Origin of the sequence: Janthinobacterium silvisoli, assembly GCF_014200725.1 — a bacterium.
Lineage (GTDB): Bacteria > Pseudomonadota > Gammaproteobacteria > Burkholderiales > Burkholderiaceae_D > Janthinobacterium.
In genome coordinates this window covers 80,945-106,341 of record NZ_JACHCL010000004.1, presented here as the reverse complement: position 1 = coordinate 106,341, position 25,397 = coordinate 80,945, and the positions used below count along the sequence as shown (strand labels likewise).

Here is a 25,397-nt window from a genome sequence, read left to right as displayed (position 1 = left end):
GCAGCGAACCACCATGGACCTCCATATGAACCGCGCCCTGCTGATATTCTGTCTTGCCCTGCTGCCGCAACTGGCCGGCGCCGCCGCACCGCTGGCGCCCGTGGGGAATGCCGGCCTGCGTTGCGGTGGCGAAGCGGCCTTGCCGGGCAAGCTGCACTTGGAGCTGGGCAAGTCGAGCATGCTGCGCCTGCCCGAAGCCGTGTTGCAGCGCAGCGTCGGCAATCCGGGTGTGGTGCAGGCGATCCTGGTGGCGGCCGATACCCTGTATGTGGTGGGCGTGGATGTCGGGTCGACCAATATGATCATCCAGGGCAAGAGCGGCGCGTGCAGCGTGGTCAATGTCATCGTCAGCATGGACCCGTCCGGTTTGCAAGCCACGCTGGCGTCCCTGATGCCCGAAGAAAAAGCCATCCGTGTCACGGCGGTTGCCGATACCTTGGTACTGTCGGGCACGGTGCAAGATGCGGGCGCCGTGCTGCGCGCCGTGGAGCTGGCACAGGCCTACGTGCGCCGTGCAACGCAGCCGCTGGCGCTGCCGAAACCGGCCGATGGCAGCGCTCCGGCGGCGCCGGCCGGTGCTCCGCAGACCAACCGTGTCATCAATATGCTCGATGTCAGCGCACCGCAGCAAGTGATGCTGGCGGTGCAGATTGCCGAGGTGTCGAAGTCGCTGCTGGAGCGGCTGGAAGTGGGCGCCACCCTGCGCTTCGCTTCCGGCAGCTGGGCCACTACCTTGCTGTCGAACTTCCTGACCGGCACGGCGAATGGCTTGCTCGATGTGCGCAAGTCGAACGGCCAGCAATTGACCATCGAAGCGCAAAAGCAGGATGGACTGGTGCGTATCCTGGCCGAGCCGACAGTGATGGCCATCAGCGGCCAGGAGGGCAGTTTCCTGGCGGGCGGCAAGATCTTCATTCCGGTAGGCCAGGACAATAACAAGGTGACGCTGGAAGAGCGCGAATATGGCGTCGGGCTGCGTTTCACGCCGACCGTGCTGGCCGGTGGGCGGATTCACCTGAAGGTGGCGCCCGAAGTGTCCGAGCTGTCGCGCGAAGGTGTCGGCATTTCCGCCGCCGGACTCAGCGGCCGCACCATCTTGCCGGTGATTACTACCCGGCGTGCCTCGACGACGGTGCAGCTGTTCGATGGCCAGAGTTACGCGATCGGGGGCCTGATCAAGAATAACCAGGTCAGCAACGTCGCCGGCCTGCCCTGGCTCAGTGAGTTACCGATCCTGGGTGCGCTGTTCCGCAGCACGGATTTCCAGCATGACCGCACCGAACTGCTGTTCGTGATTACAGCCCACCTGGTGAAGCCCTTGCCACCTGACACCGTGCTGCCGACGGCGCAGCTGACACTGCCCTCGCGCAAGGAGCTGATGTTGGACGGCAAGATGGAAGGGCCGCCGCCGCCGGTATCCAGGCCTGCTCCGACAGCGCGCGCTGTACAGGGTTTCGAGTTGAAATGAGACAGGGAGCTACGCCATGCCGACATCCCATGTGAGCTATTTTCGTTGCCTGCTGGCGCTGCTCCTGGCCTTGCAGCTGACCGCCTGCGCATATCAGAGCACGCCGCAGCTGGACCAGCGCTTTGGCGACGCCGTGCGCCTGGCCATGGCGCAGCAGGTGCTGTACCCGGCGGCCGCGCGCAACCAGGCACCGGCCAACGGTCTCGATGGCCCCAGCGCGCGCGCCGTCATGGACCGTTATCGCGCCTCGTTCGTCGAGCCGAATGGGCAAGTCGCACAGCCGGTGCAGTTCATGCTGGGAGGCGGCAGTGGAAAATAGAGCGCATCGCCAGGGCGGCGCCATGCTGATCGCCTTTTCGATTCTGCTGATCGTGGTGCTGGGCTTTATTGGCCTGGCGCTCGATGTGGGGCAAGTCATAGGCCGCAAGACCGAATTGCAAAACCTGGCCGACAACGCAGCGCTGGCGGCTGCGCCGGAACTGGTAGGCACGGCCGCAGGCCTGGCCAATGCGGTGGCAAAAGCCAAGAGCAGTGCGGCCGACAGGAGCGCTTATCAGCGCCGCATGCAGGGCGCGACCTTGTCCGATGACAGTATCCGCTTCGCCAGTGCGCCTGATGCACCCGCTACCGCCTGGTATGCGGCTGGCGCCGTGCCCGATCCTGCCAAGGCCTTGTTTGTACGCGTCGATACGCAGGGCAATACGCCGTCGCTGGGCAGCGTGGCGACGGCCTTCCTTGGGGTCTGGTCACCGGCCTTGCGCACGCTCAATGCCAGCGCCCGCGCCGTGGCGGGCCGGGTCAGTCTGCGCATGACGCCGCTGGCGATTTGCGCGCTGTCGACGGCACCGGCCAGCTTGCGCACGAATCCCGGGCCACCCGAGCGCAAGGAAGCGCTCGAATATGGTTTTCGCCGCGGGGTGGCCTACAACCTGTTCAATTTGAACCCGAATGGTCCTGCCCCCGCGCACTTCCTGCTCAATCCGCTGGGGCCGCTCGGTGCGGTGGGCTCGCCGGCGCAAATAAGCAACGCTGCCGTCACTCCGTTTATCTGTAGCGGCAGCATGTTGCAGACCACCATAAGCGGTGTCGCCATCCACGCGCACCGGCCGTTTCCCACCGAGCTGTGGCCGGCATTCAATGCCCGTTTCAACCAGTATGCAGGCAATGGCTGCGATCCGCAGACGGCGCCGCCCGACACGAATATCCGGCCCTATCCGAACGCCTTGTCGAACTGGTGGATGAACATGCCTGCAGGTTCCAGCGCCGCCGCCAGTGCCAGCGCTGCATCGTTGTTATCGGTGGCCGACCTGCCGCCGGCGGCGCTGCCTGCCACGATTCCTGCCGCCAGCTATGGTCCCTTGTGGTCGTTCGCCAAGGCGGTGCAATACGCCATTCCGAAACCGGCCGGCGACTACACGGCCTTTCCCACCAGCGCCTGGGCGGGCCTGTATCCCGGCTTGCCCACTGCACCGGCGAGTAACGTTTATTATCCGGCCAGCAGCACGCCCTACTTCGCGCCTGCCTCGCAGACGGCGCCGGTAGGCAATGTGGGCGTGGCGCAGCGGCGCGTGCTCAATATCGCCTTGCTGGCCTGCCCGCTGCCCGGTGGCAGCGACATATTGGTCAATGTGCTGGCGATAGGGAGATTCTTCATGACGGCGCCGGCTGCCAGCGGCATGCTCAGCGCTGAATTTGCCGGCGTGGCGTTCGAGCAGGCGCTGGCCGGCCCGGCGGAGCTGCTGCAATGAGGTGCGCATACCCACAGCGGCGCAGGCAGGGGGGCGTAGCCGCCATCGAGCTGGCGCTGATCATGTTGTTCTTCATGGGCTTGTTGCCCGTGGTGCTGCTGTTTGGCCGCGCGCTGCTGGCCTATACGGTCATGCAGAAGAGCGCGCATGACGCGGCGCGCTACATGGCAACCTTGCCGCTGCCGCAAATCATCAACGTCGGCGCGGCCACACAAAACACAGCGTTTGCCAAGCAGATGGTTGCGCAGGCGCTGGCCGAGACCTGGCCGGCAGCCGACGCTTCCAGGGTCGTTATCGAATGCGTGTATGCCGACGATGCCTATAACTGCGGCGCCTATGCCACCAAACCGCTGCAGGTACGCGTCAAGTTCACCGTGGACATGCCCATCGATTTCCTGCCCGCCCTGATGGGCTTGTGGCTGCCAGAGTTGTCTTCGATACCGTTGCGCGCCAATGCGACCTTGCGTTATGACAATTAACCAGCACAAGCGGCACCAGCGCCAGGGCGGTGCTTTTGCCGTCGAGTTCGCCATGCTGGCGGTGCTGTTCTTTATCTTTTTGTTTGCCATGCTGGAAGTGGCGCGCGCCGTGTATCTGTGGAATATGGTGCATGAAGTGACGCGGCGTGCCGCGCGTGCTGCGGCCGTCACGGATTTCAGCAATGCGGGCGCGCTGCAGGCCGTGCGCGAGCAGGCGATATTGCGCGCCGGACCGGGGCGCTTGCCGCTGGGCGGCGCCATCAATGACACCTATGTGCGCATCGATTATCTGGCGCAGGGCGGCGGCAGCGGCAGTACGCCGGTGGCGCTGCCCGTCAGCGTGCTGCCCGGCTGTCCGCAGCGCAACCGCATCAATTGCCTGAACGATCCGCACGGCGCCAGTTGCATCCGTTTTGTGCGCGTGCGCCTGTGTCTGCCCGGTGGCGCGGGGGAACAGTGCGAACGGGTGCCTTACCGGCCCATCTTGCCCATGCTCGACATGATGTTCCCGTCGGGCGCACAAACGGTACGCCTGCCCAGCGGTACCACCATGGCCGTGGCGGAATCGCTTGGTTATCACGAGAATGCCGCGTTTTGCCCCTGAACCTATCCATTGCAATGTTTGACAGAAGTGAGGATGCTCGATGAAAGCCTTGATGATTACCCGTGACGCCACGCTGCATGAGGAAATCGCGGCGCAGGGTGCGGCGCGCATGCCCGTGCTGCGTCTGCTGGAGCGGCGCAGCGGCTTGCGCGACGCCGTCGAGCATATGCTGGCCGAGGCGCCCGAACTGGTGATTGTCGATGCCAGCGGGATCGGACTGGACGAGGCCGATTTGCTCGAGCGGCTGGCGCGCCAGTATCCGCTGGCCGCGCTGATGCTGCTGACACGCGGCCAGCAGCAGGATGTGCTGATACGCGCCATGCGCGCCGGCACGCGCGAAGTGCTGCAACTGCCGCTGGTACACAAGGCCTTTCACGAGGCGATGGACCGGGTCGATATCCATGCTGGCGTGACGCAGATGCGCGACGGCAAGGTGCTGGCCTTTATCTCGTGCAAGGGCGGCAGCGGCGCGACTTTTCTGTCGACCAATTTTTCCTATGCGCTGGCGACCCTGGCCGGCTGCAAGGTACTGCTGATCGACCTGCACGGGCAGTTTGGCGACGCCACCCTGTATGTGTCGGACCAGAAGCCGGCCATGACCCTGTCCGATATCTGTTCCCAGATCACGCGCATGGATGGCGCTTTCCTGGCTTCCTGCCTGGTACACGTGACGCCCAATTTCGGCGTGCTGGCGGCGGCCGACGATCCTGCCCACAAGGTCGATATGCAGCCCGAACATATGGACCGCATCCTGGCCGTGGCGCGCCACCACTATGACTACATCGTGCTCGACGTGGAACGCCAGATCGATGCGCTGTCCTTGCGTGCGCTCGACAGCGCCGACGCCATTTATCCGGTACTGCAGCTGGCCTTGCCCGATATCCGCCATGGCCGCCGCCTGCTCGATATTTTCCGCTCGCTCGGTTATCCGGGCGAGCGTTTGCGGCTGATCGTCAACCGCTATGAAAAAGGCGGCCGGCTGCGCCTGGCTGACCTGGAGCAGGCGCTGGGCGCCGAGGTGGTCCATACGGTGCCCAACGATTATCTGGCGGCCACCGATTCGGTCAACCAGGGCATTCCGCTGCTGCAGCTGTCGCGCAGCAGCGCCGTGGCGCGCAGCCTGGCCGACCTGGTGGAACTGGTGACAGCGCGTCGGGTGGCGGAAAGCCGCGGCCTGTTCGACCGTCTGTTCAGCCGCAACGAAGTGTAGCGCGGCTCCGCCGGGAGCCATCACAGGAGCCGAGATGACCTTACGCGAACGCCTGGCCGCCAATGAACAGCCGCGTCCTGCCAGCAATGGGCAGGGTGCGCTGGCATTGCAGGCCTATCAGGAACTGAAAAAAACCATGCACCAGACGATACTCGACCGTATCGACCTGGAGCGCCTGAAGCGCCTGACGACCGAACAGTTCAAGCACGAGCTGGCATTGCTGGTGCAGCGCATCATCGAAGACGAGCGCATCGTACTGAACCAGCACGAACGGCATAGCCTGGTGCTCGATATCCAGCATGAGATGCTCGGTTTCGGCCCGCTCGAACCGCTGCTGGCCGACCCCGGCGTGTCCGACATCCTCGTCAACACCTGCGACAAGGTATATGTGGAGCGCAGCGGGCGGCTGGAACTGACCGACGTCACCTTTCACGACAATGCGCACCTGATGAAGATCATTGAAAAGATCGTTTCGCGCGTGGGGCGCCGGGTCGATGAATCGAGTCCGATGGTTGACGCGCGCCTGCCCGATGGCTCGCGGGTCAACGCCATCATCCCGCCGCTGGCCGTCGATGGGCCTATCCTGTCGATACGCCGCTTCGCCGTGCACCCTTTGACCATCGCCAACCTGCTCGACTATAAAAGCCTCACGCCGCCGATGGTGCAAGTGCTGCAGGCGCTGGGCCAGGCCAAGGTCAATATTCTGATCTCGGGCGGCACGGGCAGCGGCAAGACCACCTTGCTCAATGTGCTGTCCGGCTTCATTCCCGGCAGCGAGCGCATTGTCACCATCGAAGATGCGGCCGAACTGCAATTGCGCCAGCCGCATGTGGTGCGCCTGGAAACCCGGTCGCCGAATATCGAAGGCAAGGGAGAGGTCAGCCAGCGCGCGCTGGTGCGCAATGCGCTGCGCATGCGGCCCGACCGCATCATCCTGGGCGAGGTGCGTGGCGCTGAAGCGCTCGACATGCTGCAGGCGATGAACACGGGCCATGAAGGCTCGCTGGCCACCATCCACTCGAACACGGCACGCGATGCGCTGGCGCGGCTGGAAAACATGGTCGGCATGGCCAACGTCAACCTGACGCCGCGCGCCACGCGCCAGCAGATCTGTTCGGCCGTGACGGTGGTGATGCAGGTGTCGCGCCTGACCGATGGCGCGCGCAAGCTGGTCAGCCTGCAAGAGGTGACGGGCATGGAAGGCGACGTCATCGCGATGCATGAAATCTTCCGCTTCGAGCAGACGGGCGTGGACAAGGATGGCAAGGTGCTGGGCCACTTCTGCGCCACCGGCGTGCGGCCCCGCTTCACGGAGCGCCTGCGCATGTTTGGCGCCGCCGTGCCCGACAGCGTGTTTGATCCCGACCGCATCTACGAGTAAAGAAGGGGAGTACGGCATGGACCTGGTCTTCTACGGCTTTGCCGTATTGCTGTTCGCCGCCTGCATCCTGCTGGTGGAAGGTGCCTGGCTGTGGTGGTCGGGCACGCATGGTAGTGCCGCCAAGCGCATCAACCGGCGTTTGCGCCTGATGGCCACGCGCGGCGAAGCGGGTGGCGAGCGGGTCTCCATCCTCAAGCAGCGCCGCTATGCGAAGTCGCCCGGCCTGGACCGTTTGCTGCGGCGCTCGCCGCATGGCGCTGCGCTGGACCGTTTGCTGCTGCAATCGGGCCTGTCCTGGTCGGTGGCGCAGTTCCTGACTGGTGCCGGTGGCTTGCTGCTGGCCGCCAGTGGCGTGCTGCTGCTGTGGCCGATGCCCTTGCCGGGCGCCTTGCTGCTGCTGGCGATTGCCGGTGGTGGCCCGTGCATGTTTTTGTTGCGCACCCGCACGCAGCGGCTGCAAAAGATCGAGGCGCAATTGCCGGAGGCCGCCGATTTCCTGGCACGCGCCTTGCGCGCCGGGCACTCGTTTTCCAACGTGCTGCAAATGGTCGGTGAGGAGCTGAGCGAACCGCTCAGCGGCGAATTCAAGATGGCCCACGAAGAGATCAACTATGGCGTGCCGATGAACGAGGCGCTGCAAAACCTGGCGACGCGCATTCCGCTGACGGACTTGCGCTACCTGGTGATTGCGGTGCTGGTGCAGCGCGAATCGGGCGGCAACCTGGCCGAAGTGCTGCTCAGCATCGCGCGCATCATCCGCGCCCGTCTTAAATTGCTGGGCCAGGTGCGCGTGCTGTCGGCCGAGGGGCGCATGTCGGCCTGGGTGCTCGGCCTGATGCCGGTGGTGATGATCGGCGTCATGGCAGTGGTCAATCCGCAATACATCAGCCTGCTATGGACCGACCCCAGCGGCATCCGCCTGCTGTGGTATGCGGCGGGGATGGTATTTCTTGGTGTGGTGTGGATGCGCAAGGTCATTCGTATCCGGATTTAAAACGAGAGGAAAAGACCATGACTGGCCAGCAGCTGCTGTTTCTGTTGATCGTATTTGGCGTGGTGGTGGCGCTGGTGCTGGTGGCGTTGCTGGTCTTCTTTCCCGGCGCCTTGCGCCAGCGCCTGTTCGGTTTCATGGCCCCGGCCGCCAGCGATGCGGCAGTCGATCATGGCTGGGTGGAAAAGGTGGCGCGCGTGGCCCGGCCGTTCAGCAAGCTCTCCTTGCCCGAGGAAGGCTGGGAACGCTCGCCGCTGCGCACGCGCTTTATGAACGCGGGCTGGCGCCAGGCCAGTGCGCCGGCCTTGTATTTCGCTGCCAAATCCGTGCTGGCGCTGCTGTTCCCCACGCTGCTGGGACTGTACGCGGCCAGCGCCATGACGGCGCAGATGCGCAGCGTGCTGTTGCTGCTGCTCTGTGTCAGCGCCACCGCCGGCTATTACCTGCCGAACATGGTGCTGGCCAGTACGGCCAAGCGGCGCCAGCGCGAAATCTTTGAAAATATCCCTGACGCGCTCGACTTGCTGACCGTTTGCGTGGAAGCGGGCCTGAGCCTGGAGCGGGCGCTGGTGAAGGTATCGGGAGAAATCCACATCAAGAGCGTGGTGCTGGCGCAGGAATTGCAACTGGTGCTGATGGAAATGCGCGCCGGCTTCAGCAAGGACAAGGCGCTGCGCAACCTGGCCTTGCGCAGCGGCGTGGAAGATGTCGATACCCTGGTGGCCATGCTGATCCAGTCCGAGCGCTTCGGCACGAGCATGGGCGATTCGCTGCGCGTGCATTCCGAAAACCTGCGCGGCAAGCGCAGCCTGCTGGCCGAGGAAGCCGCGGCCAAGATCGCCTTGAAGCTCTTGTTCCCCCTGATTTTTTGCGTCTTTCCCACCCTGATGCTGGTGCTGATGGGACCGGCCGTGATCGAAGTGTATCGCGTGCTGGTGCCGGCCATGGCCAACCGATGAAAGGATATCTCATGCGCTTCTCCATTTCCCGAATCGCCGCCGCCTGTGCCTGCCTGAGCCTGGGCGCCTGCGCCAGCAATGCGGCCCATGCGCCGCCTGTATCTGCCGTTGACATCGCTGCCGCCGCGAATGTTGCCAATGCGGCCTACGCGGCGGGCCGCCGTCATTTCGATCAGGGCGACCTGCTGGCGGCGCAGGCTTCCTACACGCTTGCCATGCGCAGCGATCCTGGTCACGTCGATGCGCACAATGGCCTGGCCGTGCTGCATGCGCAGCAGGGCGATGTCGCCGCCGCCATTGCCGTGTGGCATGCGGTCACTGGCAGGGAAGGTCTACGTCAGCCACAGTACGCATATATCTACGCCAATCTCGGGCACGCGTATTCCCTGGCTGGCCGCCATGCCGAGGCCTTGCCGGTGCTGGAACAAGCCTGCCTGCTCGATCCGCTCAACGCGCGCAACTGGCAGCAATTGTCCCAGGCGCTGCAGCTACTGGGCCAGCGCGAGCGCGCCGCACTGATGCTGGCGCAGGCGCAGAGCCTGCAGGCGCATGATGTCCGCAGCGACTATGCCTTGCTGCACCAGCAACCCAATGCGCCGGCAGAGGAGGACAGCATCGCCCGTATCGAGATTACGCAAACGGATGGCATCGCACGCTTGCAGCGCGTGCCGGCGCGCCAGGCTGCCGCACCGATCGTGGTATCGGCGCCGGTACCTGCCTTGCCGCCGCGCCCACGCCTGGAAATCCTGAACGGCAACGGTGTGCACGGCATGGCTGCCGCGATGGCGCGCAGCCTCGCTGGTGGTCCGGTGGAGGTAGTACGCCTGGGCAATGAATTGCCGTATCAGGTGGCGCACACGCGGGTTGAATATCAGCCCGCGCAAGAAGCGGCGGCGCGCTTGCTGGCCAGGCAATTGGGGCCGCAGGTGGTAGTGATCGCCGCCGAATGCAAGTCTTGCGACTTGCGCCTGATACTGGGCCGCGATTTCCGCGACCCCGCCATGCTGCACCGCTATTATCTGCAGCAGCTGCAACTGGCGCGCCTGGCGCTGGCCCGCCTGGCTTAATTTCGTTTGCGTGTGCAGAGCAGCGCCGCCAGGCCGGCCGCCAGCAACAGCAAGGTGGCTGGTTCCGGTACGGGATCGAGCACGACGATATCGGTACGGGTGGACTTGGAAAAGTTCAGAGTGTAGCTGCCGGCGGGCAGGGCGAAATTCGACGTCAGTGAAAATTGCGCAAAAGCATTCGTGAAGTTGCGCGGCGTGCCAGGATCGTTGGTACCGGCCGTCAGGTTCAGACTGAACGGATCCAGGCTGCCGGCGCCGTGGTTGCCGTTGATGTCGCTGCCATTATTCGGGTCGCCATCGGGTATGAACTGGAAGATTACGCCATCGGCCGTGGCGCGTGAGGCGCAGCCGACCGGACTGGCGGCATTGCAGGAAATATTGAAGATATCCATGATCGACACATTCGACTTGTCGCCCAGGGTCGTGACGCTGGTGCGCAGGTCGCGCCGCGCCATGAAACTGAAGGTAATGAAACCGGCGCTCGACAGGGTCAGGTTGATCGAGCCGGTGAGCGTATCGCCTGCCGTGGCGGAGGCGGCGCCGACTGTATTGCGCTGCGCTTCCGACACGGCTTGCATGGTGGCGCCGCCGGCGGTCAGCATGTTGCCGAAGCTATGTGCATCGCCGCGTGAAAATTCCAGCACGGAACTGGGAGCGTAGTTATTCTGTGGCAAGCCTGCGCAGCCGCTGCCGGAGCACACTTGCAGCACATCGGCATTGGCGGTCGGTCCGGTATTGACGGCGCGCGGATTGACGGGAGCGCCGCCTTCAAAAAACGCGCTGTCGCTGGCGTTGCGGTTGGCGCCCGTCAGCGACAAGGTACCGGCGCTGGTGCTAATGCGAAAGTTAGTGATTTCATTAACGGCCAGTCCATAAGCGCCGGCATGTGCCTGCCCTGCGAGCAGCAAACCAGCCGCAGCCAATGCGCCCAGACAGCCAAGGGTCTTGCTTCGTGTGGGATAAACGTTCATCGCTGCCTCACTTCGTTGTTATCGTCGTCATTGTGGGGAGCATGAAACCTGGCCATGCTGGCCCGGACTGCTCTGCTGAGCTTACTAAGCAGCTTGCGTGCCAAGCAAAAAAAGTGTTTTTGATCAAGGGCTTGCATCCGTCTGCTGGCAGGGCGAAGCGGACATTGTAAGAAACACCGACACTGCGCTGGCCAGGCTCGCTACAATGCCCCATGAGCAAGAAAACTCCCCAATTTCCCGGCGTGCGCACCGGCCGCGGCCAGGTGCTGGCCGTGCTGCTGTCGAACCGCGACCAGGCAGGCGCCGAACCGCTGCAGGGCCGCGTCTCGCTAGCCGCCATCGTCAAGGCGTTAAAACGCAAATACCATTGGCCGATCGAAACGCACAGTTTTCCCGCCAATACCATCGATGGCCGGGCCAGCTGGGCTACCGTGTACAGCTTGCCGGAAGAGGTGATCGCGGCCGCGCTGGAAGCGGGCGGGCGCGCGTGGCTGGACGGCCGGGCGGGGGGGAAATAAAAGGCTATGTCACCGTCAGGTGTGGGAAGTCTCCCAAGGTTGCCTTCAATAAAGCTTCAGCGGACAGGATGCGCCTGGCGTCGAGTATCCAGCGCCAGCCCAGATAGTTGGGCAGATAGCGTGTCGCCACCCCATGAAAGATGCTCAGCCATCCCCGCAAACGGCTGTGATATGCGTTCACGTTCTGCACATGGGCTGCGCCGCGCATGCGGATTCCAGCGCGCAAGTTGACGTCTTGATGGCTGATACCCGTCTCGCGGGCAAAGGCGGCGTAGGCCGCATGGCTATCGGTCACCAGTAAAATGTCGCGGTCGATTACGGGCGGCAAGCAGTACAGCAGCTGTTTCCTGGTCAGTTGCCCCTTGCCGGTGACGAAATCGATGGTTTGCCCGGTGCGGTCGCGCGCCATCAGGATGCAGACTTGTTCATTGGAAATGCCACGCTGACGGGCATGACCGCCACGCCGGCGCGCCGGACGCAGCAAATGCCGCGCACCTTTTTCCGATTCCAGCAGATACATTTCATCGGCCTCGGTTATCCCGTGCAGACAGCGTGGACGGTCAGTTTTCGCCAGTGCGAGGAAGCGGTGGCGCCAGCGAAAACTGGTATTGCGGTGGATGCCCAGTTGCTGAGCAGCCTTGCGCACTGAATTTGAGTTCAGCAGGCAGTCGGCATAGTCCAGCCATAGGGCTTTGTGGCGAAGATGTGCCAGGGGCGTGCCCGTCAAGGCATTGAAGGTCTTGCCGCAGGGCACGCAACGATAGCGCTGCAAACCGTTGGCGTGGCCGTGCCGGTGAAAGTGCCGCGAGCGGCATGCCGGGCAACATAGCCGTGCTTGTGCCGTACGCTCGATCAGCGCGATGCCTGCCTGTCCGGGTGGCGTATCACGCAGCAGCGCAACACTGTCCAGCCGTTGCCGCCGGGACAGTGCTACGAACTGACCTATGAATGCCTGCCATTGCGTTTGCAGCATGGTGTTCTCCCTGCTTGATTGATCTGATCAGTCAGACCTCAACCTTGCAGGAAGATTCCCCTATTTATTGAGGACAGAGCCAAATAAAAAGGGCTGCCAGCGGCAGCCCTAGGGTACTGATCACTACCTTACTGCAGGCATTACTCTTGCGGCAGCAGCGCCAGTGCCGCGCTGAAGTCGCCCATCGGCTTGCCGCCGTTGGCGACCAGTGCCTTGTCGCGCACGGTCAAACCGTTCAGCACCGGCAGCGAGAAGCGGTGGGTAATCGCGCGCAGGATCGATGCCGAATCGTATTGCGTGTGATCAACCAAGCCTTTTTTCACGTACGGCGAGACCAGGATGGCTGGCACGCGCGTGCCTGGACCCCAGCGGTCACCCTTCGGTGGCGCCACGTGGTCGTAATAGCCGCCGTTTTCATCGTAGGTGACGATCACCAGCATGTTTTTCCATTGCGGACTTTGTTTCAGCTGGGCGATCACGCTGGCGATATGCGCGTCGCCATCGGCCACGCTGGCGTAGCCGGAGTGCTGGTTCAAGTTACCCTGTGGCTTGTAGAACGTCACGGCAGGCAGTTTGCCGGCAGCGGCGTCGCTCATGAACTGGCTGTCGAAATCGCGCAAGTGGGCGGCGCGGTAGGCGGGCGCCTTGACCGGGTCCATGTCAGCGAAGTAGTTGAACGGCTGGTGATGGAACTGGAAGTTCGGCGGGCTAGGGAAGTTGTTGTTGCGTGCGCTGGCAGTGGCCAATGCGGTCGTGTCTTTCCATGCGCCGGCATACCAGGCCCAGTCGATGTTCTTGGCCGACAGCAAGTCGCCAATATTGGTCTGCGTCTGTTGCGGCAAGGTGGTCGCCTTGCTGGTGTCGGCATACAGCTTGGTGCTGTCGCCGGCGGCCGGGGCGTTGCTGCTCGGCTGGAACGGTGGCTGCATGGTGTTGACGGCATAGAACATGCCGGTGCTGTCGGCTGGCGTCAAGGTGCTGTCGTTGGCGTACACGGGCGCGCCATTCAAGACCGATGCTGGCGAGGTGGCCGCTGGCGTCAGGCGCACGAAGTTACCATTGGCGTCGACGTCGATCTTCGAGATCGATCCCTTGGCCACCGAGGTATCGGCGTTCGGATAGGTCGGTGCGCACGCGCAGATCAGGTATTGGTGGGTCAGGAAGGAACCGCCGAAAGCGCCGATGAACAGGTTGTCCGCCAGTGCATATTGCTTGGCGATATTCCACAACTGCATCTTGCTGCCGTCGTAGTAACCCATGCTCAAGCCACCGGCGTCGGAATACGCCGCGAACTTGTCGTTGGCGCCGCCATTGATCTGCATCTGGTTGTTATAGAAACGGTGCACCAGGTCGCGCGTGATCACCGATTGCGGCAGATTGATCGGACCGTTCGGATTGTCGATCTGGAATGGCTTGTTCGGCAGGTTGGCCGATTGCGCCTGGGTGATCACGGTGCTCTGGCCTGCAGCCGTCATGCCGCCCCAGGTTGGTGGCAATACGGGCAAGACACTGCCGTCGACATCTTTTTGCGGGATGTAGGCCGAGCTCGACGTCGGGTTCACGCCCGGTACGCCGTTGGCGCCAGGGAACAGGCCGTACAAGTTGTCGAAGCCGCGGTTTTCCGCGTAGATCACGACGATGGTCTGGATATTGTTCAGCGCCAGACCGCTATTGAGCGCGGCCAGTGCGTCGGCCGGTGCCGCGGCGGCGCTGGCGGTAGCGATCACGGAAGTCACGCTGGCGTTTTCTGCCTTCAGCTTGGTCAGCTCATCACCGGTGGACTTGTTGAAGTCGGACGCCAGGGCGGCTTCCGACACGCCGATGCGCGCCGCCAGCTTGCTGCTGGCGCTGGCGAAGTCGCCGCCATTGCTGTCCATGACTTGTGTCAGTTCGGTCGACAGGGCGCTGACAAAGGCGCCATGGCCTGCCGGAGCGCGCAGGATCAGTTTCTGCGTTACTTTTGTACCGGCGTCGCCCAGCACGTCGTGGCGTATGGCATCGGTACCGACTACGGCCAGCACGGGACCCTGGCCATTGATGATGAAGCTGCCGTCGGCAGCGGTTCTGGCTGGCAGCGCGTTGCTGTCGCAAGTCAGTTTGGTGGTGCTGCTTTCCATGCACACCACGGCGTTTTCGTAATAGCTACCGATGACCTGGCCCTTGGTGGTGACAGGATTATCGCTGCTGCCGCAGGCTACCAGGCCAGCGCTCAGTCCTAGCGAGATCAATAATGGCAAGGGGCGTAAAGCGAATCTTGCGTGCGAATTCATGTTTTTTCATGCCTTAGGGGTGGAAAGATTTGCATGCTATTGAGTAAATATTTCAACTTGATGAAATGTATACGACGTTACATTCAGTAATGTTCGCGTTGTGAAATAACCCTTGGTTTTTGCATTTATCTGTTTTTGGGCCGCCATGTCACATGCCTGTCATATTCGCCCGCTAGGCTGCAGGCCCAACTCCATCTTGCGGCTGTGCACCCGCCGATTCCCGTTCATGAAATTGATGTCTTCCCTGCTAGGCCTGGTCTGTATGGGTTTGCTGTGCGCCTGCCAGCCGCAGAAAGAAGCACCGAAAGACGCCGCCGCTGCTTCCGCCCCCGCTTACCTGAAGGCCGCTTACGCGCCAAGCTTGAAGCGCCAGCCATCAGTGCCGGAAATGACGGCCATGGGACGCGCCATGTTTTTCGAACCCAGCCTGTCCGTATCGGGCAAGATGTCCTGCGCCAGCTGCCACAGCCCTGACCACGCTTATGGCCCGCCCAATTCGCTGGCGGTGCAGCTGGGCGGCCCTGAATTGAAAGATGCCGGCACGCGCGCCGTGCCATCGTTGCGCTACATCCAGAACGCACCTTCATTCACTGAACATTTCCATGACGACGATGGCGACGATAGTGTGGATGCCGGTCCGACTGGCGGGCGCAACTGGGATGGCCGTGCCCAGTCGGGCCATGAACAGGCGCTGGGACCGTTGCTGTCATCGCGCGAGATGGGCAACCCCGATAGCGCCTCCGTGATCGCCAAATTGCAGCACGGACCGCTGGCGGCGCAGTTTCGCAAGACCTATGGCGACGATATTTTTGAACAACCGGAACAGGCCTTGCGCTGGGCCTTGATGTCGCTGGAAGTATTCCAGGAAAGCCCGGCCGATTTCTATCCGTACACCAGCAAATACGACGCTTTCCTGCGCAAGCAGGTGCAGCTGAACCCGCAGGAATTGCGCGGCCTGGCCCTGTTCAACGATGAAAACAAGGGCAATTGCGCCTCGTGCCACATCAGCCAGCCGGCAGCGGGCGGCGGCTTTCCGCAATTTACCGACTACGGCCTGATCAACATCGGCGTGCCGCGCAACCGCAACCTGCCCGTCAATGCGGACCCGGCCTATTTCGACCTGGGCTTGTGTGGCCCCGACCGCACCGACTTGAAGGACCACAAGGAATACTGCGGCAGCTTCAAGACCCCGTCGCTGCGCAACGTCGCGCTGCGCAAGGTGTTCTTTCACAACGGCAGCTTCACCAGCCTGGAACAAGTGCTGCGCTTCTACGTGCAGCGCGACACGGCGCCGCAAAAATGGTATCCGAAGAATCCTGATGGCAGCGTGCACAAATACGACGACATGCCGCCCGGCATGGAAGCGAACGTCAACGTCGAAGCCCCGTTCGACCGTAAACCTGGCCAGGCGCCAGCCTTGAACGAAAAGGAAATTGCCGATGTGGTGGCGTTTTTGAAGACCTTGACGGATGGCTACAAGGCGCCCTGAAGTACAGGCAAACCGGCGTGTGACCGAAATTACCGGCTACCAGCCTGGCGCGTGCCGAGAATCACGTTCAGCGCTGCCGCACTTGGCGCACCTTGCGCTGTTTGCATGATGCCGTCCGGGTCTTTGTAAAAAATGGTGGGTGTGGCGAAGAAGCCGAGTTCCTGCATCAATTTCCTGTTGCTGTCGAGCTTGGCGCGGATATCTGCTGGAATCGCCGCCATGGCTTGAATGCCGCCACTGGCATGCTGCTTTTCGTGTTGCGTCAGGGCAGCTGGTGGATCTTGGGCGCCCAGGAGCGCGGCGGCTTTGCCAGCGCTGCTGTCCTTGATGATGCCGACCATGATGTGGCGTATCTGTACCTTGCCGACGTCGACCCAGGGGCGGGCGTCATTCCAGAATTTATTGCAATACGTGCAATTCGGATCGGTAAATGTATACACGATGCGTTGCGCGCCCTGGTTGCCGTCGGCAATCCAGCTGCTTTGTTCCAGTTTGCTCCAGGTTTTCGCTGTCATCGGTTTGCTGATCAGCTTTTTCAAGGGTGCTGCGGTGAGATCTGCGCCCTTGGCATCGAGCATGGTGCCGACTATCGCCTGTTTGCCATCTGGCGTCAGATAAATACCTATCGGTTTATGTTGCAGTATGCCGGCATAGCCCTGCATTCCGCCTGGCGCATCAAAGCGTCCCATAATCTCGACACCTTGTGTTTGCAGCGCCTTGATGGGTGCCGGCCAGTTGCTTGCGGGGGCGGCCATGGCGGTAGCAATTGCCGCATACATTGCAGTGGCTAGCAGAAATGAGTGTTTGCGCATCTGTGATTTACTCCTGGTTTTTCAAAGTGACGTTGGCTTGTTTGGCAGGCTCATGTAGCTGCCGTAATTTGTCGGCGAGCGACGCTGCCGAGAGTTCGCCGATATGGGTGGCGCGCAGCTGGCCGCTGGCGTCATAGAACAAGGTGGTCGGCAAGGCCATCGAGCCGACCGCCTTGCCTAGCGCTGTGTTGCGGTCAAGCACCACATTGGACAGGCCGATGCCATTCTCGCCCCTGTTCCCACTCAAGTAATGCTGGACGATGTCCTGCTTTTCACCTTGATTGACAAAGACAAAGGCGATATCGCCCTGTGCTTTCTGGGCCTGCGCCAGCAGCGGCATTTCACGCCGGCACGGTGGACACCAGCTGGCCCACAGATTAACCACCAGCGGCTTGCCGTCCGCCAGGCGGGCAAGTCCGGTTGGCTCTCCGGCCAGGGTCGTCAGTGCCGTGGCCGGCAATGCCGTTGGCCTGTTTTTGATCGTCAGACTGGCGCCGGACAACACACCATAGGCCAGCACTCCTGAGGCCAGCGCCAGGCCCAGCGGCTTGCCGCTTGCCGGAATCCGCCAGCCATGCCAGGCCGCTACCAGCAGCGCGGCCACGATGCCTGCCCAAGCGGTGTAGCCACCGTCGCGGATATCGAGCATCGCCCATGGTGTTGCCCGGTAGAGATCGAACCACGTCACCACAAAGGCCAGGCGCGCCGTTAGCAGTGCCGCGATCAGCATGTCGGACAGGATGTGTCCGACACCCCGGGTTTTCTGGCGCCGTCCGAGGAGGTGGCTGACACTGAACGCCACTGCTACGGCCGCCATCAGCATGGCCAGGTGCACGGGCAGCACCAACGGTCCTATGTTTACCGTGAGCATGATCAGGCTCTGTCCCGCGCGCGTTTGAGGCGCGCAAGGAATTCGCCGGCGCTCAGTTCGCCGATGATGCGTTCGGCGCGATGCTCCTTGCCGTCCGGACCGATCAAGAGGATGGTCGGCGCGCCAAACGCCTGATATGCACGCAGCATCGCGACGTCATCGGCAGTGTTGGCCGTGATGTCGGGCCGCAGCAAGCGCATGCCGCCCAGCGCCTGTTGCACCTGCGGATCGGAAAACACATCGCGCTCTATCGCCTTGCAGGAGACACACCAGTCAGCGTAAAAATCGACCAGGGTCCATTGTCCGTTGCGGCCCGCTTCGGCGATGCCTGCAGCGAGTTGCTGCGGCGACTTGACGGTGGCAAAGCGCTGCATGAAGTCCGGCGTATCGCTGGCGTTCCCGCTGGTGCTGGCGCGGGAGGCAAACGCCAGTGGTTGCAGCGGGTCGTGTCCGCCGGCGGCTGCGCCCAGGACCATGATGCCGCCCCAAATGCCGATGAGTAATGCGATGCAGCGCATCAGCAAGCGGCCGCCATCGACGGCCAGCTGCTGCGCCAGCGTGGACAGGCTCAGTGCGCATGACAGCAGCAAGCCACCCCACAGTGCCAGGGTAACGGAACCCGGCAATACGCGGGCGGCGAACAAGATCGCCATGGCCAGCAAGATGAAGCCAAAGCAGGCCTTGACGCGGTTCATCCAGTTGCCCGGTCGCGGCAAGAGTTTCGCGCCAACGGTGCCCACCAGCAGCAGGGGCACTCCCATGCCCAGGCCCATGAACAGCAAGGCCAGACCGCCGACCAGGACGTTTCCGGTGTCGCCGATATAGAGCAGGGCGCCGGCCAGCGGAGCCGTCATGCAGGGGCCAACCAGCAACGCCGACAGCACCCCCATCGCACCGGCACCGAGCACCGTGCCGCCGCGCTGGCCCTGGCTGGCCTGGTCCAGCCGGTTGCGCAGGAACGATGGCAGCTGCAGCTCGTAAAAACCAAACATTGCCATTGCCAGCGCGACAAATATCGCGCCAAACACGCCGAGCACCCATGGGTTTTGCAGCATTGCCTGCAGATTGGCGCCAGCCAGTGCCGCGGCCGCGCCAAACACGGCATAGGTCAAGGCCATCGGCAGCACAAAGGCCAGCGACAGGATAAAGCCGCGTCTGGGGCCGGCGCCGCTGCCGGCAATCAGGCTGGACAAGATGGGTATCATCGGCAGTACACAAGGCGTAAACGTCATCAGCAAGCCCAGGCCGAAGAACACCAGCAGCATCCAGGCCAGGCTGGACTGTGACAATCGATCGGCCATGCTCTGGTCCTCGCCGCGCACATCGTTGGATGCATCAGATGCCGCGTGCAAGGCGATGGTCTGGCTTTGTGGCGGATAGCACAGGCCGGCGTCAGCGCAGCCTTGCCAGCCCACTGTCAAGGCACGGGCGCCAGCGGCGTTGACGATCAGCTCGACGCTGTCGTGGTAGACCTCGCTTTCGCCAAAGAAATCATCGGTCTTCATCGTGCCGGCGGGATAGACCATCTGCAATGCGCTGTCGGCAGGCTCCGCTGCTACCGTCAATTGTTTGCGATACAGGTAATACCCTTCGCTGATATGCCAGGTCAGGCGAACCCGCCCCTGATCTTCCTGGGCGGCGCTGAACTTGAACGCCTGTTCCGGCGGTAAAAAATTGTTCTCGGCATGGGCGGGTATTGCCAGCAGCAGCGGTAATAAAAATACCCATAGGTATCGCAAAATACGTGACATGGACAACTCCGAATAAGACAGGTTCTCATGCTGTTCCATGCAGGTTAAGGCTATGTTAACAATGCGATAATCTACGACTGAAATAATGGCCGGCATGGAGGAACACGATGCGTGTATTACTGGTAGAAGATGATGAATTGATCGCCCATGGCATCCTGGCCGGCTTGCGTGCGCATGGCTTGACGGCCGATGGCGTGAGCAATGCGGCGCAGGCCGAAGCCGCGCTGGCCACCTTGCATTGCGACATCGTCATCCTGGATCTCGGTTTGCCGGATGAAGATGGCATGCGCCTGCTGGCGCGCCTGCGCGCCGCGGGCATGGCGCTGCCGGTACTGGTGTTAAGCGCCCGCGACGCCGTCGAGGACAGGGTGGCTGGCCTGCGTGCCGGCGCCGATGATTACTTGCTCAAGCCTTTCGATCTCGATGAACTGGTGGCGCGCCTGCACGCCTTGCTGCGGCGCGCTGCCGGACGCAGCGTCGACATCATCGAACACGGCCCTTTGCGCCTGGACCCCGGCAGTGGCGCAGTCTTTCTGCACGGCCAACCGGTCGATTTGTCGCGCCGCGAACTGGCGCTGCTGGCAGCGTTATTACACGCCAGCGGACGCATTCTTAGCGCCGATCAGTTGAGGGACAGTCTGTATCATTTCAATGAAGAGATTGAAAGCAACGCCCTCAGCGTGCATGTCCATCATTTGCGGCGCAAGCTCGGTGCGGACTTGATCGAAACCGTGCGCGGCCTTGGCTACAAGATTTCCACGGTGAAGCCATGAGCTTGCGGCTGCGGCTGTTGTTGCTCATCGGGATTTCGCTGAGCCTGTTGTGGGGCGCCGTTGCAATATGGATGTTGCGCAGCCTGGACGATGAAGTACACCAGACGCTGGACCAGCGGCTGGCGATGTCGGCGCAAATGGTCGCCGGACTGATGTCCCAGAATCCTGCCGCCTGGGACGGACGCAGCCACACGCAGGATAAATCCGCATTGAGCATGCCGTCCATGGCCAAGGGCTTCGACTGCCAGATTACTTCTTTGCGCGGCGATGTGATCATGCGCACGCCGGGAGCAACCGTGGACGCTGTCGCGATGCGCAAGCCCGGCTATTCCGAACGTGTGATCAAGGGCGAACGCTGGCGCAGCTATACGTTTGAAACCGACAGCTTGCGCGTGACTACCGCCGATCGCCTGGCCGAGCGCGATTTGCTGTTGCAAAATGTGGCGATTGCGGCAGTCGTGCCATTTGTCGTTGCCATGATAGGCAGCTTGATCGTCCTGTGGCTGGGCGTGAAAAGTGGCTTGTTACCGCTGGAGCGGCTGCGGCAGGCACTTGCCAGGCGCACGCCGGAAACCATGACGCCGATACCCGAGCGGGCAATGTCGCGTGACCTGATGCCCTTGGTAAGCACCCTGAATGCATTATTGCAACGGGTGCATGTCACCATCCACCGTGAGCGCCGCTTCACGAGCGATGCCGCGCATGAACTCCGGACCCCGCTCACTGCCATCAAGACGCATTTGCAGGTGACGCGTATCACGCAAGGCAAGGACGCTGCGCTCGCGCTGGACTACGCCGAGGAAGGCGTCGCCCGGCTGCAGCGCACACTGGACCAATTGCTGACGCTGTCGCAAATTGAAGGCCCCTTCTCCTGGGACGATGGCAAGCTTGCCGATGCTGAAGAAGTGGCGCGGCTGGCCATCCGTGACGCCAGCGCCAGTAGCAATGCACCCGCCCGTATCGTTTTCAAGCGCGCAGGCAAGTCGGCGCCATTGGCGGTGCCGCAAGCCCTGGCCATTACCGCATTGCGTAATCTGCTCGACAACGCGCTACGCCATACGCCGGCAGAGCAAGACATTGCGCTGGAAATGCAGTTGGCCGGAAACACGTGTGTGTTCCGCGTGCTCGATCAAGGCGGCGGCCTCAGCGCGGAAGAACTGGCCATGGTCAAGCAGCGCTTCTGGCGGCGCGGGTCTGGCCAGGGCAGCGGCCTGGGCCTGTCTATCGTGGCAGCGATTGCCGACCGCTTCGGAGGAGCAATAGAGCTCAAGCCACGGGCGGAGGGCGGCTTGGAGGCCAGCTTGGCTCTGCCCATAAAAAACTGAGCCAAAACAAAAAGGGCTTACATCTCTGTAAGCCCTTCCATAATTCTGGTGCCGACTGCCGGTTTCGAACTGGCCACCTGATGATTACAAATCAACTGCTCTACCAAATGAGCTAAGTCGGCAAAAACTGCGCGTTGCGAATTATACGCTATTTAATGCGTGTCAGGGTCGGCCGGCCGCCTTTTTTTGGTGGTTCGTCATCACCAGGCGTGTTGGAGTCGCGCTGTTCGGGGGAGCTAGTCGGCACCGACGACAGGGTCGGCACGCTGGCCACGGGGGCTGGCGGTGGCGGCGGGGCGTCGGCCGAGGCGGGGCTGTTGGTGGGGCTGGCGTCCGGGTCGTCGTTGCCGAGCACGGGTTCGAAGGCCATGCCCTGGCCGTTTTCGTTGGCGTAGATGGCCATCACATTGTCGACCGGCACATAGATTTCGCGCGAAACGCCGCCAAAGCGGGCGTGGAAACGGATCGCGTCGTTGTCCATCTTCAGGCCGCTGGTGGCGCCGAAGCTGATGTTGAGCACGATCTCGCCTTTTTTCACGTATTCCATCGGTACCGTGGTGCGCGAATCGACTTTGACCGCGAGATAGGGCGTGTAGCCGCTGTCGGTGCACCACTCATAGATGGCGCGCAGCATATAAGGTTTGGTTGAGATTTCAGACATGATAGGTACGGTGAGGCGGGAGCGCCCCCATCAGGCATGAGGCGGGCGCACCGGTACTTCAATGAGACAGAGCAACTAGCGCAAAAGTCATTGCTGCAAAATAAACCGGCAAGCGTTGCCTGCCGGGTATATCTTAACGGCGCATAACCTTTTCCGAAGGCGTCAGCGCTTCGATGTAGGCTGGACGCGAGAAGATGCGTTCGGCGTATTTCATCAGCGGGGCTGCCGTTTTCGACAGTTCGATGCCGTAGTGGTCCAGGCGCCACAGCAGCGGCGCAACAGCCACGTCGAGCATCGAGAATTCGTCGCCCAGCATGTACTTGTTTTTCAGGAACAGCGGCGCCAGGGTCGTCAGGCGGTCGCGGATTTCTGCGCGGGCCTTGTCGTGGCTCTTGTCGTTGCTCTTGGCGCGTTCGCTTTCCAGCACGTGCACGTGCACGAACAGCTCTTTTTCGAAGTTGAACAGCATCAGGCGCGCGCGGGCACGCATCAGCGGATCGGCCGGCATCAGTTGCGGATGCGGGAAGCGCTCATCGATGTACTCGTTGATGATGTTCGATTCATACAAGATCAATTCGCGTTCGACCAGGATAGGGACCTGGCCGTACGGGTTCATGGTCGAAATGTCTTCCGGTTTGTTGAACAGGTCGACGTCGCGCACTTCGAAGTCCATGCCTTTTTCAAACAGGACCAGGCGGCAGCGTTGCGAAAATGGGCAGGTTGTACCCGAATAGAGAACCATCATTTTTTATAGTTCCTTAGAAACAAAGGGGGTGAAGCCGCGAACGGCTCACCCCAGGTCGCTTGTCCACTCGTGCGGACAACGCAGAAACAGGCACCGACCGGCTTTCGGCCGGCGCCTCACTTATTTGACTTCCTTCCAGAACGACGCGTTAAGGCGCCATGCCAGCAGAGCGAAAACCGACAGGAACAGCAACACCCATACGCCCAGGCGTTTGCGCGTTTGCTGTGCCGGTTCGGCCATCCACTCCATGTAGCCGACCAGGTCGGCCACCGCAGTGTCATACTCGATCTTGTTCAACGTGCCTGGCTTGACTTGCTCGAAGCCGACAAATTTGTGGATTTTCTTGCCCGCTTCGTGCGGATCATTCTCTTCCACGAACTTGGCAGTCTGGATACCTTGCAACTCCCATAACACATGCGGCATGGCAACATTCGGCACGACCATGTTATTCCAGCCGGTCGGACGAGTGTCGTCTTTATAGAACGTACGCAGGTAAGTATACAGGTAGTCGCCGCCTGTGCCACCGGAAGATGATTTTGCGCGTGAAATTACCGACAAATCGGGCGGAACGACGCCAAAAAACGCCTTGGCATCCTGCGGCGCCAGGCTGGTTGTCATCAGGTCGCCTACTTTATCACCGGTAAACAACAGATTCTTCTTGATCTGGTCTTCCGTCAAGCCCAGGTCTTTCAGGCGGTTGTAGCGCATCGACACGGCGGAGTGGCAATTTAAGCAATGGTTGATGAACAATTTGGCGCCATGTTGCAGCGCTGCCAGATTGGTCGAACGGTCGGGCGCCTTATCGAGCGGGAAGCCGTCTTCGCTGGCGAATGCCATGGCGGGCACGAATGCCAGGATGGCGAGCAGTTTTTTTGCAATCTTCATGTGAGGTCCTTTGAGCATGGCGTGGGATCGGCTTAGTGCGGGTGAAACGTCACACGCGACGGCACGGTCTTGAACTTGCCCATTGCACTCCACCATGGCATCAGCAGGAAAAAGCTGAAGTAAAACAGGGTGCACACTTGTGAAACGATGGTCTTGGCATCCGTTGGCGGCTGGGTGCCCAGGTAGCCCAGGGTCAGGAACGACAGGCCGAACAGGGCGTACACATATTTGTGCCAGTCTGGACGGTAGCGTATCGATTTCACCGGCGAATGGTCCAGCCATGGCAGGAAAGCGAGGATCACCACGGAACCGCCAAAGAACACCACGCCCCAGAATTTCGCATCGAGCACTTGCGGCAGCATGCCGACGATGGCCAGCAAGGCGATCACGGCGATGATGGATTTGACGGTGGTCGACAAACGCGACTTGAGCCAGATGAATACCACGTAGGCGGCCACGGCAGCCATCAGCACATACATGAAGTCAGCTGTGGTGGCGCGCAGCACCGAATAGAACGGCGTGAAATACCAGGTCGGCGCGATATGCAGCGGGGTCTTCAGTGAGTCGCCCGGCAGGAAGTTGTTGTATTCCAGGAAGTAACCACCCATTTCCGGCGCAAAGAAGACTACCGCGCTGAACAGCACCAGGAAGATCGAGACGCCGAACAGATCATGCACCGTGTAGTAAGGATGCGAGGGGATCGAATCGAGCGGGTGGCCATCGGCGCCCAGGGTTTCTTTGACTTCGATGCCGTCCGGGTTGCTGGAACCGACTTCGTGCAGGGCGATCAAATGGGCAGCTACCAGGCCCAGCAACACCAGCGGAATGGCGATCACGTGGAAGGCAAAGAAACGGTTCAGGGTGGCGTCGGAGACCACATAGTCGCCGCGTATCCACAGCGACAGGTCCGGGCCGATCAGGGGAATCGCGCCAAACAGGTTGACGATCACCTGTGCGCCCCAGTACGACATCTGGCCCCATGGCAGCAAATAGCCGAAGAACGCTTCGGCCATCAGGCACAAAAAGATGGCGAAGCCGAACAGCCAGATCAGTTCACGGGGCTTGCGGTAGGAGCCGTACAGCAGGCCGCGCGTCATGTGCAGGTAGACAATAATGAAAAAGGCCGAGGCGCCGGTCGAGTGCATATAGCGCACCAGCCAGCCCCACGGCACTTCGCGCATGATGTACTCGACCGAATTGAAGGCCAGCGCCGCATCGGGCTTGTAGTGCATGGTCAGGAAGATGCCGGTGACGATCTGCAAGACCAGCACCAGCATGGCCAGCGAGCCGAAGATGTACCAGAAATTGAAGTTTTTCGGGGCGTAGTATTTGCCCCATTGATCATTCCACAGCTTGGAGAGGGGGAAGCGATCGTCAACCCAGCCTAGTGCTTTTTGGGCCACGGGGGCGTCGGGAGGGAGTTTGGTTTCTTTAAAAGCTGCCATG

24 protein-coding genes and 1 tRNA gene are annotated in these 25,397 nt (G+C 61.7%); 14 read left to right on the top strand and 11 right to left on the bottom strand.

Features of this window, described 5'->3' with window-relative positions:
* The first annotated feature begins 13 nt into the window (after window positions 1-13).
* The 10 genes from HDE75_RS19510 to HDE75_RS19465 are packed head-to-tail and all read left to right on the top strand — an operon-like array spanning window position 14 to window position 9,907.
* Window positions 14-1,468 carry a type II and III secretion system protein family protein gene (locus HDE75_RS19510; RefSeq protein WP_260174220.1) on the top strand — a complete coding sequence of 485 codons (1,455 nt, stop codon included), beginning with the start codon at window positions 14-16 and terminating at the stop codon, window positions 1,466-1,468.
* A 16-nt stretch (window positions 1,469-1,484) separates the two neighbouring features.
* A complete protein-coding gene (locus HDE75_RS19505) occupies window positions 1,485-1,787 on the top strand; it encodes a hypothetical protein (protein ID WP_183679699.1) in 303 nt (100 codons plus the stop codon).
* Entirely contained in the window at window positions 1,777-3,216 is a 1,440-nt protein-coding gene (locus HDE75_RS19500) for a pilus assembly protein TadG-related protein (protein WP_183679701.1), read from the top strand. Before HDE75_RS19505 ends, HDE75_RS19500 begins: the two co-directional genes overlap by 11 nt.
* Window positions 3,213-3,695: a TadE/TadG family type IV pilus assembly protein gene (locus tag HDE75_RS19495; RefSeq protein WP_183679703.1), complete on the top strand. Its 483-nt coding sequence runs from the start codon at window positions 3,213-3,215 to the stop codon at window positions 3,693-3,695. Before HDE75_RS19500 ends, HDE75_RS19495 begins: the two co-directional genes overlap by 4 nt.
* A complete protein-coding gene (locus HDE75_RS19490) occupies window positions 3,685-4,299 on the top strand; it encodes a TadE family protein (protein ID WP_183679705.1) in 615 nt (204 codons plus the stop codon). The genes HDE75_RS19495 and HDE75_RS19490 overlap by 11 nt, the downstream gene beginning before the upstream one ends.
* 40 nt (window positions 4,300-4,339) lie before the next feature.
* On the top strand, window positions 4,340-5,509 hold the full coding sequence (locus HDE75_RS19485; RefSeq protein ID WP_183679707.1) for an AAA family ATPase: 1,170 nt from the start codon (window positions 4,340-4,342) through the stop codon (window positions 5,507-5,509).
* A 34-nt stretch (window positions 5,510-5,543) separates the two neighbouring features.
* Window positions 5,544-6,890 carry a CpaF family protein gene (locus HDE75_RS19480; protein WP_183679708.1) on the top strand — a complete coding sequence of 449 codons (1,347 nt, stop codon included), beginning with the start codon at window positions 5,544-5,546 and terminating at the stop codon, window positions 6,888-6,890.
* 16 nt (window positions 6,891-6,906) lie between these two features.
* Window positions 6,907-7,884 (top strand): type II secretion system F family protein, encoded by a 978-nt coding sequence (locus HDE75_RS19475; RefSeq protein WP_183679710.1) that lies wholly within the window; start codon window positions 6,907-6,909, stop codon window positions 7,882-7,884.
* Between the two features lie 17 nt (window positions 7,885-7,901).
* Complete coding sequence (locus HDE75_RS19470; RefSeq protein ID WP_183679712.1) at window positions 7,902-8,840, top strand: type II secretion system F family protein; 939 nt, start codon at window positions 7,902-7,904, stop codon at window positions 8,838-8,840.
* 11 nt (window positions 8,841-8,851) lie between these two features.
* Window positions 8,852-9,907 (top strand): LytR C-terminal domain-containing protein, encoded by a 1,056-nt coding sequence (locus HDE75_RS19465; protein ID WP_183679714.1) that lies wholly within the window; start codon window positions 8,852-8,854, stop codon window positions 9,905-9,907.
* Here the strand turns inward: HDE75_RS19465 and HDE75_RS19460 are convergent.
* Window positions 9,904-10,878: an EDSAP-1 family PEP-CTERM protein gene (locus tag HDE75_RS19460; RefSeq protein WP_183679716.1), complete on the bottom strand. Its 975-nt coding sequence runs from the start codon at window positions 10,876-10,878 to the stop codon at window positions 9,904-9,906. The two genes, HDE75_RS19465 and HDE75_RS19460, sit on opposite strands and share 4 nt — an antisense overlap.
* 212 nt (window positions 10,879-11,090) lie before the next feature.
* On the opposite strand from HDE75_RS19460, the gene HDE75_RS19455 reads away from it, so the two are divergent.
* A complete protein-coding gene (locus HDE75_RS19455) occupies window positions 11,091-11,396 on the top strand; it encodes a hypothetical protein (protein ID WP_183679718.1) in 306 nt (101 codons plus the stop codon).
* Between the two features lie 4 nt (window positions 11,397-11,400).
* Here the strand turns inward: HDE75_RS19455 and HDE75_RS19450 are convergent, their stop codons facing one another.
* Window positions 11,401-12,369 (bottom strand): IS1595 family transposase, encoded by a 969-nt coding sequence (locus tag HDE75_RS19450; RefSeq protein ID WP_183679720.1) that lies wholly within the window; start codon window positions 12,367-12,369, stop codon window positions 11,401-11,403.
* Between the two features lie 140 nt (window positions 12,370-12,509).
* Complete coding sequence (acpA, locus tag HDE75_RS19445; protein WP_183679722.1) at window positions 12,510-14,639, bottom strand: acid phosphatase; 2,130 nt, start codon at window positions 14,637-14,639, stop codon at window positions 12,510-12,512.
* Window positions 14,640-14,865: 226 nt separating this feature from the next.
* Here acpA and HDE75_RS19440 point away from each other — a divergent pair, with 226 nt between their 5' ends.
* Window positions 14,866-16,128, top strand: coding sequence for a cytochrome-c peroxidase (locus HDE75_RS19440; protein ID WP_183679724.1), 1,263 nt, complete (start codon window positions 14,866-14,868; stop codon window positions 16,126-16,128).
* Between the two features lie 29 nt (window positions 16,129-16,157).
* On the opposite strand, the gene dsbG is transcribed toward HDE75_RS19440, so the two are convergent.
* From dsbG to dsbD, 3 genes are read right to left on the bottom strand one after another with little or no spacing between them, the layout of a single operon-like run.
* A complete protein-coding gene (gene dsbG, locus HDE75_RS19435) occupies window positions 16,158-16,907 on the bottom strand; it encodes a thiol:disulfide interchange protein DsbG (protein WP_260178640.1) in 750 nt (249 codons plus the stop codon).
* A gap of 40 nt (window positions 16,908-16,947) precedes the next feature.
* A complete protein-coding gene (locus tag HDE75_RS19430) occupies window positions 16,948-17,811 on the bottom strand; it encodes a TlpA disulfide reductase family protein (RefSeq protein WP_183679728.1) in 864 nt (287 codons plus the stop codon).
* A gap of 2 nt (window positions 17,812-17,813) precedes the next feature.
* Window positions 17,814-19,562 carry a protein-disulfide reductase DsbD gene (dsbD, locus tag HDE75_RS19425; protein WP_183679730.1) on the bottom strand — a complete coding sequence of 583 codons (1,749 nt, stop codon included), beginning with the start codon at window positions 19,560-19,562 and terminating at the stop codon, window positions 17,814-17,816.
* A 107-nt stretch (window positions 19,563-19,669) separates the two neighbouring features.
* On the opposite strand from dsbD, the gene HDE75_RS19420 reads away from it, so the two are divergent.
* Both HDE75_RS19420 and HDE75_RS19415 read left to right on the top strand, forming a co-directional pair.
* Window positions 19,670-20,335: a response regulator gene (locus tag HDE75_RS19420; RefSeq protein ID WP_183679732.1), complete on the top strand. Its 666-nt coding sequence runs from the start codon at window positions 19,670-19,672 to the stop codon at window positions 20,333-20,335.
* Entirely contained in the window at window positions 20,332-21,660 is a 1,329-nt protein-coding gene (locus HDE75_RS19415; protein ID WP_183679734.1) for an ATP-binding protein, read from the top strand. The genes HDE75_RS19420 and HDE75_RS19415 overlap by 4 nt, the downstream gene beginning before the upstream one ends.
* Before the next feature lie 46 nt (window positions 21,661-21,706).
* On the opposite strand, the gene HDE75_RS19410 is transcribed toward HDE75_RS19415, so the two are convergent.
* The 5 genes from HDE75_RS19410 to HDE75_RS19390 form a co-directional block, all read right to left on the bottom strand.
* A tRNA-Thr gene (locus HDE75_RS19410) sits at window positions 21,707-21,782 on the bottom strand.
* Between the two features lie 26 nt (window positions 21,783-21,808).
* A complete protein-coding gene (locus HDE75_RS19405) occupies window positions 21,809-22,321 on the bottom strand; it encodes a ClpXP protease specificity-enhancing factor (RefSeq protein WP_183679736.1) in 513 nt (170 codons plus the stop codon).
* A gap of 133 nt (window positions 22,322-22,454) precedes the next feature.
* The gene (locus tag HDE75_RS19400) at window positions 22,455-23,066 is read right to left on the bottom strand and encodes a glutathione S-transferase N-terminal domain-containing protein (RefSeq protein WP_008443913.1); all 612 of its coding nucleotides are present in this window, start codon (window positions 23,064-23,066) and stop codon (window positions 22,455-22,457) included.
* 120 nt (window positions 23,067-23,186) lie between these two features.
* Window positions 23,187-23,951 carry a cytochrome c1 gene (locus HDE75_RS19395; protein WP_183679738.1) on the bottom strand — a complete coding sequence of 255 codons (765 nt, stop codon included), beginning with the start codon at window positions 23,949-23,951 and terminating at the stop codon, window positions 23,187-23,189.
* A 32-nt stretch (window positions 23,952-23,983) separates the two neighbouring features.
* Window positions 23,984-25,396 (bottom strand): cytochrome b, encoded by a 1,413-nt coding sequence (locus HDE75_RS19390; protein ID WP_183679740.1) that lies wholly within the window; start codon window positions 25,394-25,396, stop codon window positions 23,984-23,986.
* Window position 25,397 lies beyond the last annotated feature (1 nt).

Bases quoted from the DNA above. Each gene is read 5' to 3' on its own strand.
- HDE75_RS19510 (WP_260174220.1), top strand. From the start codon at position 14: ATGGACCTCCATATGAACCGCGCCCTGCTGATATTCTGTCTTGCCCTG.
- HDE75_RS19505 (WP_183679699.1), top strand. From the start codon at position 1,485: ATGCCGACATCCCATGTGAGCTATTTTCGTTGCCTGCTGGCGCTGCTC.
- HDE75_RS19495 (WP_183679703.1), top strand. From the start codon at position 3,213: ATGAGGTGCGCATACCCACAGCGGCGCAGGCAGGGGGGCGTAGCCGCC.
- HDE75_RS19490 (WP_183679705.1), top strand. From the start codon at position 3,685: ATGACAATTAACCAGCACAAGCGGCACCAGCGCCAGGGCGGTGCTTTT.
- HDE75_RS19485 (WP_183679707.1), top strand. From the start codon at position 4,340: ATGAAAGCCTTGATGATTACCCGTGACGCCACGCTGCATGAGGAAATC.
- HDE75_RS19480 (WP_183679708.1), top strand. From the start codon at position 5,544: ATGACCTTACGCGAACGCCTGGCCGCCAATGAACAGCCGCGTCCTGCC.
- HDE75_RS19475 (WP_183679710.1), top strand. From the start codon at position 6,907: ATGGACCTGGTCTTCTACGGCTTTGCCGTATTGCTGTTCGCCGCCTGC.
- HDE75_RS19470 (WP_183679712.1), top strand. From the start codon at position 7,902: ATGACTGGCCAGCAGCTGCTGTTTCTGTTGATCGTATTTGGCGTGGTG.
- HDE75_RS19465 (WP_183679714.1), top strand. From the start codon at position 8,852: ATGCGCTTCTCCATTTCCCGAATCGCCGCCGCCTGTGCCTGCCTGAGC.
- HDE75_RS19460 (WP_183679716.1), bottom strand. From the start codon at position 10,878: ATGAACGTTTATCCCACACGAAGCAAGACCCTTGGCTGTCTGGGCGCA.
- HDE75_RS19455 (WP_183679718.1), top strand. From the start codon at position 11,091: ATGAGCAAGAAAACTCCCCAATTTCCCGGCGTGCGCACCGGCCGCGGC.
- HDE75_RS19450 (WP_183679720.1), bottom strand. From the start codon at position 12,369: ATGCTGCAAACGCAATGGCAGGCATTCATAGGTCAGTTCGTAGCACTG.
- acpA (WP_183679722.1), bottom strand. From the start codon at position 14,639: ATGAATTCGCACGCAAGATTCGCTTTACGCCCCTTGCCATTATTGATC.
- HDE75_RS19440 (WP_183679724.1), top strand. From the start codon at position 14,866: ATGAAATTGATGTCTTCCCTGCTAGGCCTGGTCTGTATGGGTTTGCTG.
- dsbG (WP_260178640.1), bottom strand. From the start codon at position 16,907: ATGTATGCGGCAATTGCTACCGCCATGGCCGCCCCCGCAAGCAACTGG.
- HDE75_RS19430 (WP_183679728.1), bottom strand. From the start codon at position 17,811: ATGCTCACGGTAAACATAGGACCGTTGGTGCTGCCCGTGCACCTGGCC.
- dsbD (WP_183679730.1), bottom strand. From the start codon at position 19,562: ATGTCACGTATTTTGCGATACCTATGGGTATTTTTATTACCGCTGCTG.
- HDE75_RS19420 (WP_183679732.1), top strand. From the start codon at position 19,670: ATGCGTGTATTACTGGTAGAAGATGATGAATTGATCGCCCATGGCATC.
- HDE75_RS19415 (WP_183679734.1), top strand. From the start codon at position 20,332: ATGAGCTTGCGGCTGCGGCTGTTGTTGCTCATCGGGATTTCGCTGAGC.
- HDE75_RS19405 (WP_183679736.1), bottom strand. From the start codon at position 22,321: ATGTCTGAAATCTCAACCAAACCTTATATGCTGCGCGCCATCTATGAG.
- HDE75_RS19400 (WP_008443913.1), bottom strand. From the start codon at position 23,066: ATGATGGTTCTCTATTCGGGTACAACCTGCCCATTTTCGCAACGCTGC.
- HDE75_RS19395 (WP_183679738.1), bottom strand. From the start codon at position 23,951: ATGAAGATTGCAAAAAAACTGCTCGCCATCCTGGCATTCGTGCCCGCC.
- HDE75_RS19390 (WP_183679740.1), bottom strand. From the start codon at position 25,396: ATGGCAGCTTTTAAAGAAACCAAACTCCCTCCCGACGCCCCCGTGGCC.